Annotated in this window: 12 protein-coding genes and 1 pseudogene; 5 read left to right on the top strand and 8 right to left on the bottom strand. The window is 65.1% G+C overall.

The features are described 5' to 3' along the window. The first annotated feature begins 8 nt into the window (after positions 1-8). From ACMGF5_RS15410 to ACMGF5_RS15395, 4 genes are all read left to right on the top strand, one after another. Positions 9-1,796, top strand: coding sequence for an N-acetylglutaminylglutamine amidotransferase (locus tag ACMGF5_RS15410; protein ID WP_414156928.1), 1,788 nt, complete (start codon positions 9-11; stop codon positions 1,794-1,796). A gap of 3 nt (positions 1,797-1,799) precedes the next feature. Further along, a complete protein-coding gene (gene ngg / locus ACMGF5_RS15405) occupies positions 1,800-3,545 on the top strand; it encodes an N-acetylglutaminylglutamine synthetase (RefSeq protein ID WP_414156927.1) in 1,746 nt (581 codons plus the stop codon). 118 nt (positions 3,546-3,663) lie between these two features. Beyond that, complete coding sequence (locus ACMGF5_RS15400; RefSeq protein WP_046787396.1) at positions 3,664-4,848, top strand: osmoprotectant NAGGN system M42 family peptidase; 1,185 nt, start codon at positions 3,664-3,666, stop codon at positions 4,846-4,848. Positions 4,849-4,909: 61 nt separating this feature from the next. After that, on the top strand, positions 4,910-5,137 hold the full coding sequence (locus tag ACMGF5_RS15395) for a YheU family protein (RefSeq protein WP_039603187.1): 228 nt from the start codon (positions 4,910-4,912) through the stop codon (positions 5,135-5,137). 54 nt (positions 5,138-5,191) lie between these two features. Here the strand turns inward: ACMGF5_RS15395 and csrA are convergent, their stop codons facing one another. Continuing rightward, on the bottom strand, positions 5,192-5,380 hold the full coding sequence (csrA, locus tag ACMGF5_RS15390) for a carbon storage regulator CsrA (RefSeq protein ID WP_046787397.1): 189 nt from the start codon (positions 5,378-5,380) through the stop codon (positions 5,192-5,194). 120 nt (positions 5,381-5,500) lie between these two features. Beyond that, a complete protein-coding gene (locus tag ACMGF5_RS15385; protein ID WP_161872986.1) occupies positions 5,501-6,316 on the bottom strand; it encodes an SDR family oxidoreductase in 816 nt (271 codons plus the stop codon). A gap of 206 nt (positions 6,317-6,522) precedes the next feature. On the opposite strand from ACMGF5_RS15385, the gene ACMGF5_RS15380 reads away from it, so the two are divergent. Next, a complete protein-coding gene (locus ACMGF5_RS15380) occupies positions 6,523-6,675 on the top strand; it encodes a DUF3309 family protein (protein WP_003252624.1) in 153 nt (50 codons plus the stop codon). 84 nt (positions 6,676-6,759) lie between these two features. Here ACMGF5_RS15380 and ACMGF5_RS15375 read toward each other — a convergent pair. The 6 genes and pseudogenes from ACMGF5_RS15375 to ACMGF5_RS15350 all read right to left on the bottom strand — a co-directional run. Then, positions 6,760-9,672: pseudogene (locus tag ACMGF5_RS15375) on the bottom strand (transporter substrate-binding domain-containing protein); the annotation flags it as partial. Between the two features lie 177 nt (positions 9,673-9,849). Next, positions 9,850-10,476: a response regulator transcription factor gene (locus ACMGF5_RS15370; protein ID WP_115272946.1), complete on the bottom strand. Its 627-nt coding sequence runs from the start codon at positions 10,474-10,476 to the stop codon at positions 9,850-9,852. A 30-nt stretch (positions 10,477-10,506) separates the two neighbouring features. Further along, positions 10,507-11,688, bottom strand: a complete 1,182-nt coding sequence (locus ACMGF5_RS15365) for a hypothetical protein (RefSeq protein WP_237860386.1) — start codon at positions 11,686-11,688, stop codon at positions 10,507-10,509. 5 nt (positions 11,689-11,693) lie between these two features. After that, positions 11,694-12,428: a molecular chaperone gene (locus ACMGF5_RS15360; RefSeq protein ID WP_237860389.1), complete on the bottom strand. Its 735-nt coding sequence runs from the start codon at positions 12,426-12,428 to the stop codon at positions 11,694-11,696. Between the two features lie 87 nt (positions 12,429-12,515). After that, entirely contained in the window at positions 12,516-14,993 is a 2,478-nt protein-coding gene (locus ACMGF5_RS15355; RefSeq protein WP_414156926.1) for a CS1-pili formation C-terminal domain-containing protein, read from the bottom strand. 79 nt (positions 14,994-15,072) lie between these two features. Then, complete coding sequence (locus tag ACMGF5_RS15350) at positions 15,073-15,552, bottom strand: CS1 type fimbrial major subunit (protein ID WP_046787402.1); 480 nt, start codon at positions 15,550-15,552, stop codon at positions 15,073-15,075. Between the last annotated feature and the right edge of the window lie 72 nt (positions 15,553-15,624).

Raw genomic sequence — 15,624 nt, 5'->3', positions numbered from 1 at the left:
AAGGACCTATGTGCGGATTAGCAGGAGAGTTACGTTTCACCCCCATCGACCAAGCCCCTCGCCCGGCGGACCTCGCCGCGGTAGAGCGCATGACCCATCACCTGGCGCCCCGTGGCCCCGACGCCTGGGGCTTCCATAGCCTGGGCCCGATCGCCCTGGGCCATCGCCGGCTGAAAATCATGGACCTGTCCGACGGCTCGGCTCAGCCCATGGTCGACAACACCCTGGGCCTGTCTTTGGCCTTCAACGGCGCTATCTACAACTTCCCTGAACTGCGCCAAGAGCTTCAGGACCTGGGCTACACCTTCTGGTCCGACGGCGACACCGAGGTGCTGCTCAAGGGCTACCACGCCTGGGGCGCGGCCTTGCTGCCCAAGCTCAACGGCATGTTCGCCCTGGCCATCTGGGAGCGCGACAACCAGCGCCTGTTCCTGGCCCGCGACCGCCTGGGCGTCAAGCCTTTGTACCTGTCGCGCAACGGCGAGCGCCTGCGCTTTGCCTCGACCCTGCCAGCGCTGCTCAAAGGTGGCGACATCGACCCGATGATCGACCCGGTAGCGCTCAACCACTACCTCAACTTCCACGCCGTGGTGCCGGCGCCACGCACCTTGCTGGCCAATGTGCAAAAGCTCGAACCCGGCACCTGGATGCGCGTCGACCGCCACGGTGAAGTCGAACGCCAAACCTGGTGGCAGCTGCATTACGGCCCCAACCCGGACGAGCGCGACCTGGACCTGGAAGGCTGGACCACCCGTGTGCTCGATGCCACCCGTGATGCCGTCGGCATCCGCCAGCGCGCCGCCGTGGACGTAGGCGTACTGCTGTCCGGCGGCGTCGACTCCAGCCTGTTGGTCGGCTTGCTGCGCGAAGTGGGCGTTGACGACCTGTCGACCTTCTCCATCGGCTTCGAGGATGCCGGCGGCGAGCGCGGTGACGAGTTCCAGTACTCCGACCTGATCGCCAAGCACTACGGCACCCGCCACCACAAGCTGCGCATCGCCGAAAGCGAAATCATCGAGCAATTGCCGGCCGCGTTCCGCGCCATGAGCGAACCGATGGTCAGCCACGACTGCATCGCCTTCTACCTGCTGTCACGCGAAGTGGCCAAGCACTGCAAGGGCGTGCAGAGCGGCCAGGGTGCCGACGAGCTGTTCGCCGGCTACCACTGGTACCCGCAGGTGGACGGCGCCAAGGATGCCTTTGGCGCCTACCGCGATGCATTCTTCGACCGCAGCCATGCCGAGTACCGCGACACCGTGCAAGCGCCGTGGCTGCTGGAAACCGACGTGGCCGGCGACTTCGTGCGCGAACACTTCGCCCGCCCGGGCGCGCCCGAGGCAGTAGACAAGGCGCTGCGCCTGGACAGCACGGTGATGCTGGTCGACGACCCGGTCAAACGGGTCGACAACATGACCATGGCCTGGGGCCTGGAAGCCCGTACGCCGTTCCTGGACTACCGCCTGGTCGAGCTGTCGGCACGTATCCCGGCGCGCTTCAAATTGCCCGATGGCGGCAAGCAGGTACTCAAGCAGGCCGCACGCCGGGTGATCCCCCATGAGGTGATCGACCGCAAGAAAGGCTACTTCCCGGTACCCGGCCTCAAGCACCTGCAAGGCGCCACCCTGGACTGGGTACGCGAACTGCTCACCGACCCCAGCCAGGACCGCGGGCTGTTCAACCCGGCCATGGTAGACCGCCTGCTGAGCAACCCGCATGGCCAGCTTACCCCGCTGCGCGGCTCCAAGCTGTGGCAGCTGGCGGCGCTGAACCTGTGGCTCAGCGAACAAGGAATCTGACCGATGAAAGCCCATGAAACCGCCTACGGTCAGCGCCTGCTGCGTGGCCAGGCGCCGTCCTACGAGCGCCTGCAGGCGCGCCTGGCCGGCGATGGCAGCGAGCCCCACAGCCAGCCGCGTGCGCTGCACTGCGGCTGGGGCCGGCTGCTGATAGGCCACACCTACCCGGACCCGGCCAGCCTGGCCGAGGCGCTGCAGCAGGAACGTCCCGGCGAGCGTGACATCGCGCTGTATGTGGCGGCCCCGCAACAGCTGCTGGCGCAGGCACCGCAGCAGCTGTTCCTCGACCCGTCCGACACGCTGCGGCTGTGGTTCACCGACTACCGCCAGGCGCAACGGGTGTTTCGCGGTTTCCGTATCCGCCGCGCACAAAGCGCCAGCGACTGGCAGGCCATCAACACCCTGTACCAGGCACGCGGCATGCTCCCGGTGCAGCCCGAGCTGCTGACGCCGCGCCACCAGGGCGGGCCGGTGTACTGGCTGGCCGAGGACGAAGACAGCGGCGCGGTGATCGGCAGCGTCATGGGCCTGAACCACAGCAAGGCGTTCGATGACCCTGAGCACGGCAGCAGCCTGTGGTGCCTGGCCGTGGACCCGCATTGCACCCGCCCTGGCGTGGGTGAGGTGCTGGTGCGCCACCTGGTCGAGCACTTCATGAGCCGCGGTCTGGCCTACCTGGACCTGTCGGTGCTGCACGACAACCGCCAGGCCAAGCGGCTGTACGAGAAGCTCGGTTTCCGCAACCTGCCGACCTTTGCGGTCAAACGCAAGAACGGCATCAACCAGCAATTGTTTCTTGGCCCCGGCCCTGAAGCGGGGCTGAACCCGTATGCACGGATCATCGTCGATGAGGCCTACCGCCGTGGCATCGAGGTGCAGGTGGACGACGCCGCAGGCGGGCTGTTCACCCTCAGCCTGGGCGGGCGTCGGGTGCGTTGCCGCGAGTCGCTGAGCGACCTGACCAGTGCGGTCAGCATGACCCTCTGCCAGGACAAGCGCCTGACCCAGCAAGCCTTGCACAACGCCGGCCTGCTGGTGCCGGTGCAGCAACTGGCCGGCAATGCCGACGACAACCTGGCGTTTCTCGACGAGCACGGCGCGGTGGTGGTCAAACCGGTGGACGGTGAGCAGGGCCAAGGCGTGGCGGTGAACCTGACCACTTACGAGGAAGTCAGCCAAGCCATAGAACACGCCCGCCGTTTCGACAGCCGTGTGCTGCTGGAGAGCTTCCACCCGGGCCATGACCTGCGCATCGTGGTGATCGGTTTCGAGGTGGTTGCGGCGGCGATTCGGCACCCGGCCCAGGTGGTCGGCGACGGCAAACACAGCATCCTTGAGCTGATCGAGGCCCAAAGCCGCCGCCGTCAGGCCGCTACGGGCGGTGAAAGCCGCATTCCGCTGGACGACGAGACCGAGCGCACCTTGCGTGATGCCGGTTTCGACTACACCAGCGTACTGCCTGCGGGTCAGCGCCTGGCCGTGCGCCGCACCGCCAACCTGCACACCGGCGGCACGCTGGAGGATGTTACCGAGCGCCTGCACCCTGTGTTGGCCGACGCGGCCGTGCGCGCGGCGCGGGCGCTGGAAATTCCAGTGGTGGGCCTGGACCTGATGGTGCGTGATGCCGAACAGCCGGACTACGTGATCATCGAGGCCAATGAACGCGCCGGCTTGGCCAACCATGAACCGCAGCCAACGGCAGAGCGCTTTGTCGACCTGCTGTTCCCGCATAGCCGGGCGTTGGCGTGAATCCATGACGGCCCTATCGCCGGCAAGCCGGCTCCTACAAGGCTCATCACGGTCCATGTGGGAGCCGGCTTGCCGGCGATAGGGCCCGCCAGAGCACAGCTTTACCCGAGGAGTACCCATGTCTGAACGATACCCCGAGCCGGACCTTGACTACCTCAAGCGCGTCCTGCTGGAGATGCTCGCCATCCCCAGCCCGACCGGCTTCACCGACACCATCGTGCGCTATGTCGCCGAACGCCTGGACGAACTGGGCATTCCCTTCGAGCTGACCCGCCGCGGCACCATCCGCGCCACCCTCAAGGGCCGGCAAAGCTCCCCAGACCGCGCCGTCTCGGCCCACCTGGACACCATCGGCGCCAGCGTGCGCCAATTGCAGGACAACGGCCGCCTGGCCCTGGCCCCGGTGGGGTGCTGGTCGAGCCGCTTCGCCGAGGGCAGCCGGGTCAGTGTATTCACCGATACCGGCGTGTTCCGCGGCAGCGTGCTGCCGCTGATGGCCAGCGGGCACGCCTTCAATACCGCCATCGACCAGATGCCCGTCAGCTGGGAGCACGTAGAAGTGCGCCTGGACGCCTACTGCACCACCCGCGCCGACTGCGAGTCGTTGGGGATTGCCATTGGCGACTTCGTGGCATTCGACCCGCTGCCGGAGTTTACCGACAGCGGCCATATCAGTGCCCGCCATCTGGACGACAAAGCCGGCGTGGCCGCGCTGCTGGCCGCCCTCAAGGCAGTCGTGGAAAGTGGCCGCCAGCCGATGATCGACTGCCACCCGCTGTTCACCATCACCGAAGAAACCGGCTCAGGCTCTGCCGCTGCCCTGCCTTGGGACGTCAGCGAGTTCGTCGGCATCGACATCGCCCCGGTAGCACCTGGCCAGGCATCGAGCGAACACGCCGTCAGCGTGGCCATGCAGGACTCGTCGGGGCCCTATGACTACCACCTGTCACGCCACTTGCTGAAACTGGCCGGCGACCAGGAGCTGCCGGTGCGCCGTGACGTGTTCCGCTATTACTTCAGCGATGCCCATTCGGCGGTCACCGCCGGGCACGATATCCGCACGGCGCTGGTGGCGTTCGGTTGCGATGCCACCCATGGTTACGAGCGCACCCACATCGACAGCCTGGCCGCGCTCAGCCGCCTGTTGTCGGGCTACCTGCTCAGCCCGCCAGTGTTCGCAAGTGATTCCAACCCGGCCAATGCCTCACTGGAGCGCTTCAGCCACCAGTTGGAGCACGATGCGCAGATGGAGAGCGATACCCGGGTGCCTGCCGTCGACAGCCTGGTGGGGAACAAGGAGTGAGCCGTAGCGGCCCGGTTTGGCGTAGCATGGGCGCATTCTTTTACCAAGCTGAATGCCGCCCATGCTGATCCCCTACGAACACTTGCAAGCCGAAACCCTGACGCGCCTGATCGAGGATTTCGTCACCCGCGACGGCACCGACAATGGTGATGACACGCCGCTGGAAACCCGTGTGCTGCGGGTGCGCCAGGCGCTGGCCAAGGGCCAGGCGTTCATCCTGTTCGACCCGGAAAGCCAACAGTGCCAGCTGTTGGCCAAGCATGATGTGCCGCGCGAACTGCTCGACTGACCGGTACCGGCCGCTTCGCGGAGCAAACCCGCGAAGCGGCCGGTGAGGTCAACCTCAAGCCGAATTGCCCTTGCGCTTCTCCCCCGCCTTGATCCGCTTGTACACCTCAGCCCGGTGCACCGACACTTCACGCGGCGCACTCACGCCAAAACGCACCATGCCATTGCGTGTTTCCACCACCTTGATCTCAATATCGTCACCAATGTTGATGACTTCGCCGACTACGCGTCCAATGACCAACATGTTCCGGTCCTCCGGCAACAGGGAAAACCGGAGAGTGCATGGGGATATTCGGTGACTCAACGCCCTCGCAGCAATTCAGAACAAGCCTACATCGGCAGGTAATTCGCCCTACAGACGGTACTACAATCCGCGCGCCTGGGCCTTGCCACGCATTTTCACCGCCATCTCTGCCATCTCGTCATACAGCCGCTGGGGCGCCTGCTGCTTGAGCTGCCAGGCCTGGCGCCCGGCCTCGTGGGGCAGGATCAGGAATTCACCGGCCTCCACCTGCTGGTGGATGTAGTCGGCAATGTCCGACGCACTGATCGGCGAGCCCTCCAGCAGTTTGCCCACCTGGGCCTTCATGGCCGGGTTCGGGCCGCGGAAAGAGTCGAGCAGGTTGGTCTGGAAGAACGACGGGCACACCACGTGCACAGCCACTTCCAGCTGGCGCAGCTCTACCAGCAGGCTCTCCGACAGCGCCAGCACACCGGCCTTGGCAACGTTGTAGTTGCTCATGCCCGGCCCCTGCATCAGGGCCGCCATCGACGCCACATTGATGATGCGCCCCTTGCTGCGTTCGAGCAGCGGCAGGAAGGCCTTGCAGCCCTTGACCACACCCATCAGGTTGACCGCGATCTGCCAGTCCCAGTCTTCCAGCGACAGCTCGGCGAAGAAGCCGCCCGAGGCGACACCGGCGTTGTTGACGATCACATCGATACCGCCGAACTTCTCTTCGCAGGCCTGGGCCAGGGCGGTCAGCTGGCTGTAGTCGCGCACGTCGCAGCGCTGGACGAAGCCCTCGCCGCCGGCACCGCGCACAAGCTCCAGGGTTTCGCGCAGGCCTGGCTCGTTGACGTCGGCCAACGCCAGGCGCCAGCCCTCGCGCGCCCAGCGCAGGGCGATCTCGCGGCCGAGGCCGGAACCGGCGCCAGTGATCATGATGCGTTTGTGCATGGTGGCAGGCCTTGTACTGGTGGGTGGTCAGCCCAGTCTAATCAAGGCGTTGGCGCCAGAGAGGGTTCATCAGAGTAGTGAATGGGCGGGCATGACCAAACGGTCAGTACCAGGCAAATGGAATCTTTGCCAAGCGGCGCCGGTCCGAATTAACAAGAGGCCAGCTGTACGAGGCTCTTGACCCCTAACCACGCAAGGACTCCGTCATGACCACGATCCTCATCATCATCCTGATCCTGCTGTTGATTGGTGGCTTACCGGTCTTCCCACACTCGCGCAGCTGGGGCTATGGCCCATCCGGCATCATTGGCGTGGTGCTGGTGATTCTGCTGGTGTTGTTGTTGCTCGGCATGATTTGAACCGGGGGCGTGCAAGGCCAGTTGCTGTTCAAGCTGCAGCATGGCCTCGCGCAGCGCCCCCACATCCTGCTCGATATCGCCCGGTGTGGGCGGTTTGGCTTGGCATCTGCGCTCCAACCGCTCGCACAGGTCGACTATCACTCTTGCCCGAGCGATCCGGGCGCCTCCCTTTACCCGATGGGCCAGCATGGCCAGCGCCTCAGCATTGGCCGGCACCTGCGCAAGTAGCTGCAGGTCCTGCAGGTTGCTGGCACGAAGGTCGGCCAACAACGCTCGCAGTGCAGCCTCGTCGCCGGCCACCAGCCGCCTGATGTGCTCGAGGTCCAGCAGTGCAGGACTGGCACGGGCCAAGGCCCGAACCAGGCCGTCCAGCCCCACAGGCTTGAACAGGCAAGCGTCCATGCCTGCTGCACGGCAGCGCCGGCGTTCAACCTGTGTGGCACTGGCAGTCAAACCGATCACCTGGCACCTGGGCCTGCCGCTGCGCCGCTCGTGCTCGCGAATGGCGCGGGCCAGCGCGTAGCCGTTGAGCCGAGGCATGTTGCAGTCACTGATCACCCCGTCGAAGTGCTCGCCCAACCACAAGCGCAAGGCCTGGGTACCGTCCTGGGCAACGCACGCCTGATGCCCGAGGTATTCGAGCTGTTGCACCAGCAACAGGCGATTGGCCGGATAGTCGTCGACCACCAGCAGGCGCAGCGGCTGGGGCGGGTGACGAGTGTCACCGGTAGCGGCCGCCGGCCGTTGCTGGGCAGCACTCAACTGCGGCAGGCTCAGGCGCACGTTCACTTCGGTGCCCTGCCCCAGCACGCTGTGCAGGTGCAGGCTGCCGCCCATCATCTCGCACAGGCTGCGGCTGATGCCAAGGCCCAGGCCGGCGCTGCAGCGCGGTGACTGGCATTGGTTGCTGGCCTGACGGAACGGTTGCCCCAGGTGCGCAAGCTCGCTTGCGGCAATGCCGACACCGGTATCGCGCACCGTCAGCTCCACCGCCAGGTAGCCGTCCACCGCTGTTGCCGACAGGTTCACCGTCACCTCGCCGTGTTCGGTGAACTTGATGGCATTGCTCAGCAGGTTGGCCAGCACCTGCTTGAAGCGCAGCGGGTCGAGCATGACCTGGGCATCCACCTGGCCTTGGGTAACCAGGCGCAACGCCAGGCCTTTGCTGCGCGCCTGCTGCTCGAACAACTGCAGCACCCGCCCCACGTGCTCGCGCAGGCACACCCGCTGGGCAGCAAACTGCAAGTGCCCGGACTCGATACGGGTGATGTCCAGGATGTCTCCGATCAGTTCCAGCAGGCCACGCGCCGCTTCGTCGGCCACCTCCAGTGCCAGGTGGTCGAACTCGCCTCGCTCGGCCTTGCGCCGTGCCAGTTCAAGCATGCCCTGCACAGCATGCAAGGGCGTGCGAAGCTCGTGGCTCATGGTGGTCAGGAACTGGGTCTTGGCCTGGTTTGCGGCATCGGCCTCACGCTTGGCACGGCGCAATTGCACCTGCAGGCGCCGCAGGTAGCGGATCCACAGCAAGGCCAGGCCGAGCAACAGCAGGGCCGTGGCAAAACCCAGCAGGATACGGCCGCGGTAACGTTGCCACACACCGTCAGCGACGATCATCGGATTGCGCCAGCGACGCACCAGGCCGTCAATCTCGTGCGGTGACAGGCTGAGCAGGGCTTTGTCGAGTATGCCCTGCAGTTCAACCGCCCCGCGGGCGCTGGCCAGGGCGAAATGCGCGGGCGGCAGCGGCAGGCTGGCGCTGATCTTGAGCTGGCCCGGGTAGCCACGCGCGATCAGTGCTCGCGCGTCATCGAGGGTCAGCACGGCGGCGGCCGCCTTGCCGCGAGCCACGGCGCGCAAGGCTTCAACGGGGCTGGCCACGGCCATTGGCACAACCTGCGGATAATGCTGGCCAAGCATTTCATGCAGGGCACTGCCCCACACCAGTGCCAGCGGTCGCCCGGCCAGTTGCTCGAGGTTGCCAGGAGCCTGCGGTGCATCGCGCGTCACCATTACCCGCGAGGCACTGAGGTAAGCACGGCTGAAGGACACCTGGCGCTCCAGGGCTGGGCTGCGCGGCAGGCCGGCAATCAGTTGCACCTCGCCCTCGCGCAGTTGTTCGAGCATGCCTTGCAGCGTGCCGCCAGCCTGCACCTCGAAACGCAGCCCGGTGCGCCGGCTGATCAGTTGCAGCACATCCAGGCTCAGGCCCCGCCATTGGCCCTTGCCATCGCGAAAGCTCAGCGGCAACAGCTGCTCGTCCATCGCCACCTGCACGCGTGGATTGTCGAGCAACCAGCGCTGCTCGGCCTCGCTCAACTGCAGCGGCACTGGCCGCTGCGCGGCGGCGCCCAGTGGGCTCCACCGTTCGCGAATGCGCTGGTGCTGGCGCTCGGTGAGGTTGCCAAGGGCGGCATCGACCAGCCCCGGCAAGGGCGTATCGCCATTGAGCATGGCAAAACCGATGCCCTGCCGGGGCAGCCCGGCGTGGCCGACTTCCTCGACACCGGCAAGTTGGCCGCGGCCCAACGCGTAGCGGGCCGCCAAGGCATTGCCCAGGTACAGGTCGGCATGCCCGAGTGCCAACGTCGCCAGGGCATCGAACGGAGAAAGGTGGGTTTGCACACGTGCCTGAGGGTAGCGTTCGTGAACCTGCTCCAGGCTGCGGTAGCCCTGGACCATCACCAGGTCGAGGCCGTGCGTGTCATCGACCCGTTCACGGCCACGCGCCTCACGCGCCAGCAGCAAGGGGCAATCCTCGGCGTAAGGCCGTGACAGCCGCAACCCCGCGTCCAGTGCCTGGCGGCTGGTGACCGAGCCGAGCAGGTCGACCTCGCCTGCACGCAATGCAGCATGCGCCTCGGCGAACGCTTCGAAAACCTGCACCTGCACCTGCAGGTTCAACTGTTCGCCCAGCAGCCCGGCGTAATCAGCGGTAATGCCTTCATAGGCGCTGCCGGTGCCGAGGATGTCGAGGGGCGGGTTGTCCTGGGCCAGCACGCCCAAACGCAGCGAGCGGCGCGCCCACAACCAGCGTATGCCTGCTTCATTGGGCTCGTGGCGGGGCCCGTCCAGGGTGGCCCGCGCGTGCAACTGCGGCCTGGCCAGCGCTGGCAGTGTCAGCACGAAACAGAGCAACGCCAGGAGCAAGGCACGTAAGGGCACGCGGGGCGAAATTCAGATCAGCTGATTGCGGCGAGCGAAATCCGCCAGGTCAATCAGCGAGTTGAGCCTGAGCTTTTCCAGCAGGCGCGTCTTGTAGGTGCTGATGGTCTTGTTGCTCAGCAGCATGGCCTCGCCGATGGCTTTGTTGCTCAGGCCGCGGGCCAGGTACTGCAACACCATCAGCTCACGGTCGGACAGGCTGGCGATACACTGCGGCTCGGTGGCCTGCAGGTCCTGTTTGTGCACCGAGCTCAAGGCCACTGCGGGGAAGTAGGTAAAACCCGACAGCGCAGCACGTACCGCCTTGCCCAGTTCATCCAGGTCATCGGTCTTGGCCACATAGCCGGCTGCCCCCGCCTGCAGGCAGCGCAACGAGTAGGCCACGGCCAACTGTGAAGTCAGCACCACGACCTTGCTCGGACGGCTGCAGGCCTGGATGCGGCTGATGACCTCCAGCCCGTCCAGGCCAGGCATGGCGATATCGAGGATCACCAGATCCGGCGCCAGCTCGCGCACCAGGCGCACCGCATCGATGCCGTTGTCGGCCTGGCCAACCACTTCGACCTGCTGCTGGCGCAGCAACTGGCAGACCGTGGCACGGATAAATGGGTGGTCGTCGACCACCAGCGCTGTGGGCATGATGCACTCCTTTGTAATTCTGCTCGCTGCCTACAACTCGGCATCGAACACCACGGTGGCCAGCCCGGTATAGGTACTGCCGGTATTAGGTAACATACGACGCACATCCTCCTTGGCTATTTCAAAGTGCATCTGGCCAGGGCGGTTGAGGGTGGGCTGCACTGCTTCGAACTGCAGCGCTTGAGCACGCCCCGTCGGTAGCGCAAGCCTTTCGACCATCTGACCTCGGTGCTGGATGCCGGCGGGCAAGCTCAGGGACAGCAGGACAGGTACTTGATCGCCCTTGTCGTTGGTGATTGCGCACCGGGCGTCGATATCGTACTGGCACAGCTTGTAAACCTTGAACGGGCCAGAGGATGACAGCCTGAATGGCAAGTCTCTATACAGACGCTGCGGCACACTGCCCCCCGCAAGCCAGTGCTGCCAGCCATCGCGAGGCTCCAGCACGGCGCGGTCAGTACCCGGCGGAAACTCGAAAAAGAAGGCATGCTGGACGTCGAGCACGAGGTTGATTGTGACGCTGTTGGTATTGAGTGCAGTAACGCCATCACCAAAGTCGAAGTCGCCGCCAGGGCCAACGCTGTATTTGATGCTTCCTCGATAGAGCCCGGTTTTCATGCGAAATGGGGCAGGCATCCGGAGGTTGTAAGACACGCCCATGTCAGTCACGTCGATGAACCCGTGATAATCAGGCCCATTCCGGGAATTCAATGAGTGACAGCCGGCAGGCGCTGTCGGGTTGGTAATGTCCCAGAGGAAGAATACCCAGGGTGGATTGCCGATGGACGCTACACGGGTGCAACCACCCTGCACGACAGCGTTGTACGTAGGACTCTCATACCAGGGCACGCCCCCCGTTTTCTGGCTGACCCCTGTGAACTCGAACGACACTGTGTGCGGCTCACCGGTAACTTCGTGGAAGACATCGACCTGGCGCCGGCCCGGCATCTGGATGAAAAACTTTGCCCGTGGTGAGACGGTAGTCACCTCTTTTGTGTAGGTCAGGGGCAGATCGACCACGTCATTGTTGGTACAGCGATAGGCAAACCTGCGGCAGAACAATGCAGGAGGCGTCGTGTTTTCGAATTGCCCCGACCCTTTGCCCAGATACTGCGCCGACACCGTGACATCGAGCGCCTGGGCACTCGGGACCAACAGCATGAGCCACCACGCTACCCCCCATGCCAGCCAGAATCGAATCAGATGAGTCATCACGTTTACCCCTTGACCACCATGACTTTATGATCACCCCCTTCATGAAGCTCGAACTGGTGCACCTTTTGCGCATGCCCCTCGAACTGCCGGCTCCGGCCTGGCAGCAGGTGGTGCTTGGTCGCGGGCTCACATTGTTCCCCTGCCACCTGGCATTGACGGAAGTGGTCCAGAACCACGGTGGAGTTACCTTCATTGACCACGGTCAGTTGCCCGTTTTCACGTTGCACCGGCGTGTTGAAGTGCGGCTGCGCCGGCCGTACGAACAGCAGCGAGCCATAGCCGGCCAGCAGGTTTACCCCCGCCCTGAGGCCGTCGCGGTACTGCGCCGCCTCCTGTTCGTCCACGGCAAAACCGTCACCCAATTCCGGCAGCACTGGCATGAAGCGCAGACGGAAGTAACGCTCCTGGTCCCGCGGGCCACGGTACAACAGGCGCACGGCCTGCATGCCGTGCGCCGGTACGATCAACCGCGCCGGGCTGGCGACCAGGCCGCGCTGCTCCAGGGCCAGACCGTCGGTGTCGATTTCGTGGGCCACCCCGGCATCGTCATAGACCAGCTCGGCGACGCTGACCTTGACGAACGCCGTGCTGTCGCCGCTGTTGCGCACACGCTTGAGCAGCGTGCTCCTGTCACCGTCGAGGTAATCGTACAATCCGCCAACGTTCAGTTCGGGGGTGGCCACGGCAGCCAGTGGCATGGCCAGCAGGACGAAGGCCGATAGAGAAAGCATTTTCATGTGGCGAAGCTCCCTGGTGATTTGATTAAGGGTATTGCCGTGCGCAACCCGTCGGCCACGGCTAAAGCAGTAGGAAAATTCCGAAACTCACGAAGATCGCGATGCAATCTCGGGCTGGCACTGTTGGTCGCCGGCCAGCAGCACGTCGCCTTCACGCGTCAGGCCTTCCAGGTCCAGGCGTACGAGACAGAGCGGTTGCCCGCGCTGGCGAATTTCCAGGGTCGGTGCCGCTTCGCTCATTTCCACCGCGAAAAAGCCATCGGCCTCGCTGACACTGCGGCTGGCATGGTTGATCACCTGGGCGCCACGCAACGGCAGGCCCTGGCCATCGAGCAAGCGCCCCAGCACGGTGACGGTGCGCAGTACACGAACCTGGCGGTAGTCGATGCCCCCGCGGTTGAGGTGGTAGTCAACGCTCGATGGCTGTATCACGGCGGCGGTCGCCTCGCTCCCGTCGAAATCGAACTGCACATGCCCGGGCTTGTAGGCGGTGACCGGGATGATGTTGCGCCCGGCATGCAGGTTGACGCCCATGGCATCGTCGGCACGCAACCTGAGGCCGTCGATGTCGGTGTCCACATCGACGATCAACGCGGCCTGGTGCCCCAGGGGCTGGCCGCTCACTGCCGCCTTGCCGGCACCCACGGCCAGCAGGCTTTGCAGGTTCAGGCCACCGGTGAATTCGCCGTTGTAGGAGGAGCGCTGCAGGTAAGCGTCACCTTGCATGAACGGGTTCTCGAACTGGGTATCGGCCCCCAGCCCCGTGCCGTAGCGGTCGGCGCTGAGGGTGGCGCCAATGCTGCGCAATGGGCCGATCTCTACATCCTGCCGATAGCCCAGCGAGGTATTGAGGTCACGCCCGCCGTCACGCGAGGTGCGGCTGCCTACGCTGGCGGACAAACGTCGGCCGCCGTCGCCCAGGCTCATGCTCAAGCTCAGGTTGATGCCACGGTTGCGCGCATCGCCGGTACCGCTGTTGCCCGGGCGATCGAACAGCGACAAGCGCCAGTTGGCGTCAGAGCCAAACAAACGCCCGTAATAGGCCCACCCCAGATCGATGCCGGTGCCGGCATCACTGCCACTGCTGTGCGACACACGCACACTGGCGGTGTTGCGAGGGTCCAGGCGATGGTTCAAGGACAGCGATGATTGCGTCTGGCGCCGGGTGAATGGCCGTGCAGGTGCATTGCCAAGGTAGTCCCTGCCGGGCTGCGCCAGCCAGGTGCGGCTGTGGCTTGCGACCAGCGAGCCGCTCGCGTAGGCATGGATCAGTTGCAGGTCGAAGCCGTTGCCATGGCCCTGGGCCTGGAACAGGTTGCCATAGAGTTTGAGCCGGTCGCGCACATCCCAGTCCAGTGAGGTGCCGTATTGCATGGCATCGTCGAGCCGCTGAGCGGACACACCGACGATTGCCCTTGGGTGCAGCAGGTAGTTGGCCAGCACGCCCGCCGCCAGGGTGTCGTCATGCACGGCCTGCCAATTGCTGAGCTCACTGCTCTGGCGCCCGACATACAGGTTGTAACGCCAAGGTGCGTCGGTACTGCGCCAGTTGCCGGGCTTGTAGACGAATGCCTGGCTGCGCGAACTGACCTGGCCGTCCTCGACCAGACGTACTTCGACCTCGTAGATGCCGCCGGGCAGCACCTTGGTATCGAGGGTCTGCAACCCTGGCTGCACCGGCTGGCTGTTGATCAGCACACCGTTGCGGTAGATCTGCGCCACGGCCGGGCGGCTGGGTGTGACATGGATGGGCGTGGCACTGGGCGCGGCGCTGTCGATGAGCAGGCTGTCGCTGCTCCCGAACATCAGGCCCAGGGTCGTGTCAGGGCTGGCGCCCATCAGCCTGGGTTGGCGGGTCAGGCCCTGGGCGCTGGGGGTGAAGTACCCCAGGCGGTAGAAATGGTCCTCGACCAGGCGCTCGCCATACAGCTGGTCGACCCGGTAGCGGGTGCCCTCGCGGCTGTCGCTGCCGCGGTCGAGCTGGCCGTCGGCCAAGGCTGTCCACTGGCCGACACTGGCCTGGCCCTGCAAGGCGTAGCGGCCACTGGTGGCGACGCCATCATTGACCAGGTTGAGCTGGTTGCGCAGCAACAGGCCGTGGCTGCCCTGCTCCGGCAGGCGATGAAAACGTTCGGCAGTAGCGGCCACTTCGGCACGGTCGGTCAGCAGCGACAGCTGCGAGTTGGCCAGGCTGTAATGAATCGCACGCAAGCCTTCCGGGCAGTCTGCCTGGCAGTCGCCCAGGGGCCTGCCATCGGCCAGGCGCTCGCGCCAGCGTCGTCGCAGGCTCTCGGGCTCGCGGCTGTCGAAGGTTTCGGTGAATTCCAGCAACTGCACCTGCTGGTCGCGGCTGAGCACCACCATGGCATCACCGAGGTAACGGCCGTCCAGGTCGACCCGTACGGCCAACGGCACATCGAAGAAATGCGCCTCGAACTCGCGCGGCAGGCCTGCGACCGGCCCCAGGGCACTGGCCGCGCCATGACTCATGCCGGCCCACAAGGCCATGCTGGCAGCCAGTGGCAGCCAGCAGCGCAAGACGGCGGAGGAGGAATGTCGGGACATGGGTATCGCTTACAGGCATGACCTGCCCGCCCCTCGCCGTTGGCGAGGGCCCGGGCAGGCACTGGAGGTGAACGGAGCCTTAAGGGGCGGCGGTTTCGAAGATCATGCTGACCAGGCCCTGGTAGCTGCCTGGCTCATAACCGGTGCCTGGCGCCGGCTGGGCCTCGACCTGGAAACCGATGACCGCGCCCGGTGCCGCCTGGGTGGCACTGACCACTTCGGCCGGGGTGGTTTGCAACACGGTGTCACCGACCGTGACGTCCAGGCCAATGTTGTTGCTGCCGTTGGCGATCACTGCAGGCGATACCAGGTAGGCGCTGATCGGGCCGATGGTGCTCTTGACCTGCAGTTGCTTGCGAATCGGGTCGAGCTTGCCTTGAAAGGAATTCCAGGCCATTTCCTGCGGGTCGTTCATCCAGTTGCCACCCACGGGCTCGACGTAGAACGCGTCGGTGGGCACCTGGGCGACGATTTGCACCTGCTTCTCGATCGGGTCGACGGCATGGGCGGCGCCTGCGAACATCAGGGCCAGGGGAAGGGCGAGTAACGTGCGTTTCACGAATGGTTTCTCCTTGAAGGTAACAGGCCTGCCGGGTTGGCCCGGCGGGTGAGGAGAAGTATTCGGGAAGCA

This window comes from Pseudomonas sp. BNK-15, assembly GCF_047456105.1.
GTDB classification, from domain to species: domain Bacteria; phylum Pseudomonadota; class Gammaproteobacteria; order Pseudomonadales; family Pseudomonadaceae; genus Aquipseudomonas; species Aquipseudomonas putida_E.
The sequence above is the reverse complement of the archived record's forward strand: the minus strand, read 5'-3'. Positions and strand labels throughout refer to the sequence as shown.